The organism is Rhizobacter sp. P2_H3 (assembly GCF_056403355.1).
In genome coordinates, this window is the sequence record NZ_JBFUFQ010000373.1 from 1 (window position 1) to 3,653 (window position 3,653).

Here is a 3,653-nt window from a genome sequence, read left to right on the forward strand (position 1 = left end):
GCAGGTGCAGGTGCAGGTGCAGGTGCAGGTGCAGGTGCAGGTGCAGGTGCAGGTGCAGGTGCAGGTGCAGGTGCAGGTGCAGGTGCAGGTGCAGGTGCAGGTGCGGGTGCGGGTGCGGGTGCGGGTGCGGGTGCAGGTGCAGGCGCAGGCGCAGGTGCAGGTGCCGGCGCAGACGAGACCGGGGAGGCGGCGTCGCCTCCGTTGGCACCGCCACAACCCACCAGCAGTGCCACGAGGCCAGCCGACAGGCAGCGTGTCGCGGTTGGCACCACATCCGCAAGCTCTGCCTGCAGCATCCGGGTCACGAGGGGAAACGACTCTGGCAAGGGCGTGTCGACGCGCTGCCGCGAAGTGAAGTGTGAATGGTTCATGGCGCTGCAGTCTCGGCACAGGGCGGCCCGCATTCCTGATCGAACCGTTACGGAGCGGGCGCCGAAAAGAACTGTTACCGACGCAGGCCGCCGAGGCCGCCGACCAGCTTGCGCAACAAGCAACAATTCATGCCATCGCCTTCTGCCGACGAGCAGGTCCGCGCCGCGGCCCGACGATGGCGGCGCACCGACACTGCGCCGTTCCGGCGAGGCCTCAAAACCGGACGCCGACGATGCACAGCCTCTTCCTCCCTGATTCCCGATCTGCCCCCCTGCGGCCGATTGCAGCGCGACGCCCTCATGGGCACGCACCGGCGCGATGAGCGAGCTTGTCATCACACTGCCCGGCGGGTCGCTCGACCTGCTCGGAGGGCGTGTGCTTCGCCACGGGGAGGCGGTGAAGGTGGAGCCTCGGGCGTGGCGCGTGCTGGAGCGGCTGGCCCGCTTCCGCCATCGAGTGGTCACGAAGGAAGAGCTGGTGGCTGCGCTGCGCCCCGAGGGGGCGGTATCCGAAGGCGCGCTTCGGCAGGCGATCCGCGCGGCACGCCGGGCCATCGGCGACGACGGGCCGCAGCCGATCATCCGCTCGATCCCGCGGGTCGGCTACATCTTCGACGTCCCCTCGGCACCGGCATCGCAGCCCGCTGCGGCGGACCTGCCGCGCGAGGGCGTCCCCTCGGTGATCATCGGCCCGTTGCGCAATCACACCGGGCGGCCGAGCCTGCACTGGGCGACGCACGGCCTGGTCGCCTGCATCGCGCACGGCTTGTCGATCGACAGGCGCATCCAGGTCCAGGACGCACTGTCGCTGGAAACGTCCTGGCCCGAAGGGCAGGTCCGCATGCTGCAGATGTTGCGCGCCGCCGGCGCGCGCTGTGCCGTGGTCGGCTCACTGAGGCTCGCTGGCGGCGAACTCGCGCTCGAGCTGAACGTCCACGACCAGGGCAGGAAGAGCGTCATCGCGATCCACGCTGCTGATCCAGCAGGGCTCGTGCTGCCCGCCATCGCGGCCTTGCGGCAGACGGTGCTGGGCGATGGCAGGCGCCGAGCCTCGGCCCACGGGATGAGCGGCTGCTCGCCGCTGTCGATCGAGTTGTTCGCGCGGGCCAGGCACTCCGCTGCGATGAGCCGACATCCTGCAGCGCTGCGGGCCCTTGCGCTGCTTCAGCAACTGGAGCCGGAGTTTCCTGGGCTCGATCTGGAATTGCTGCGTGCACAGGCCGTCTGCGGCAGCGATGACGGACCTCGCACCGCGGCCCGGCTGCTGGAAACCGCGAGACGCGGCCAGGACCGGTGTCTCGAAGCGCAAGGGCAACAGCATCTCGGGACGCTGCACCACGTGAAAGGCCGATTGCGTGAGGCGGCGCAGAGCCTGGAGCACGCCCTCGTGCTGGGCCGCGGCTGCATGCCGCCGCACTGGCAGGGGCACGCCTTGACGCTGCTGGCATCCGTCGAATGCCGCCTCGGCGAGCTGCATTCCGTTCAGGCACGGCTCGACGAGGCCCAGGCCATCTTCACGCGCATCGGCAGCCAGTGGGGATTGCTGACCGTGCTGTGGCTGCGGGCGATCATGACCTCGCTGTCCGGCCACGCCGAGCAGTCCATCCGCTGGAACAGAAAACTTGCGAACGCGGCCCGCAGGCTGAATGCCAACACCGCACTGGTGAGCGTGTGCCTCAACCTTGCAGGTGAACTGGTGTACGCGGACCGCCTTGACGAGGCGCGCGAGTGTGCGGAGGAGGCCACCGCCACCGCGCTGGCGATCGAGGTCGATGTGGGCCTGTTGAGCACGGTGGTCAACATTCACAGCCTGCTCCATCGTCTGCAAGGCCGTCCGGATGCCGCTGCGGAGCTGYTGTCGCTTCTGCCGCGGCCGGACCGGATGCAGGACGGCTATCTGTGGCAGGCCCACGGGCATGCCGCCATGGCAGCCGGTCGCGTCGACGAGGCGGCCGACTGTTTCCTGCGCGCGGCGGCCGAATGCCGCGTTCAAGGCAATCGCGCTGCCGAGGCGCCCCTGCTGCCGTGGCTCGTCGAGGCTCTCGTGCGCTGTGGGCGCCTGGCCGCCGCACAGGCTGAACTCGAGCGCGCAGACGCGCAGGCCCACCTGCAGGACGAGAGCACCACCGCGAACCTGCTCTACCCACGCGCGTTGCTGGCACGCTGGCACCAGCAGGAACCGGAGGCCCAGGCACTGCTTGCGCGGCTGACGACTGCGCCGGCCGCGCTGCCCCTCTTCCGCCGGCTCGGACGGGAGCTGTCAGCAGTGCCCATCGATCCGCGGCGCGAACACCCGATGCCGATGGCGCCACCGAACGGCGTGATGCGTCGGGAGTACCGATTCTCCCATTGCGTGCTTGACGTGGAGCGACGGGAACTGTGGGTCGACGGACGGCGCCAGACACTCGAGCCAAGACCGTTCGACGTGCTCGTGCATCTGTACCGCAATCGTCATCGCGTGGTGACTCTGGACGAGCTCCTCGACACGGTGTGGCGCAGGGCGACAGTGTCGCCGGAAGTGGTCGCGCAAGCGATCACCAAGATCCGCCAGGCGATGCGGCGGAGCAAGACGCACGCGGTACGGGTCCACACCGTCTATCGCAAGGGCTACCGGCTGCTGGCCGATACGCACGTGGAGGCCGATGATGACATCGCCGCGGCGCTGCTGCCCGACCCGCACGCGACACCGGAGCGCCTGCTGGCCATCGTGCCGCTGCCGCCATCGGGCGGGAAGCCGGGCGCCGATCGCGATGATCGCGAACTCGGGTACTCACTGGACGTCCTCGGCTACGCCCTGGCCGTGCACTCACGGCTGAAGCGCATGTCCGACGCCGAGGCAAAGGCAGGCGCTGACGACGCCCTCGCCGCAACGCCGGATGCGATAGCGGCTGCGATCGGCATCCGCAGCCCTGGCGCGCACGTCCTGTTCGCCCGCCTGATGCGCCGGGACGCCGCCCTGGCCCTGGACTATGTGCTGACCACGCCCGCCGCGCGGATCGAAGGCAGCCTCCGCGACCGGTCGCCGGCGGCACTCGGTCGGCGGCTGGCCGCCAGGCTCTCGCGGTTGGTGGCCGACGCCGCGGAGGCACCCGCCCTTGCCGCCGACGAGGGCGTGTGGATGACGCAGATGCTTGACCTCGCGTCTCGTGCCGTCGAAGATCGCCGCGCCGGCATTGCGATGCAGATCCTCGACGTGATCCTCGACCAGAACCCCGACCACGATCTGGCGGCGGACCTCAAGGCGCGCATCACCGACGCCGGCCACGGCAGGCCGGACAGCAC

2 protein-coding genes are annotated in these 3,653 nt (G+C 69.9%); one reads left to right on the forward strand and one right to left on the reverse strand.

Annotated elements, in window-relative coordinates:
- Nucleotides 1-208, reverse strand: a 208-nt coding sequence (locus AC1D1T_RS31065) for a hypothetical protein (protein ID WP_477993226.1), incomplete at its 3' end; no start/stop codon positions are given.
- Between the two features lie 482 nt (nt 209-690).
- Between AC1D1T_RS31065 and AC1D1T_RS31070 the strand changes: the two genes are divergently transcribed.
- Nucleotides 691-3,653 (forward strand): winged helix-turn-helix domain-containing protein (locus AC1D1T_RS31070; protein ID WP_477993227.1); only part of this gene is annotated, 2,963 nt, incomplete at its 3' end.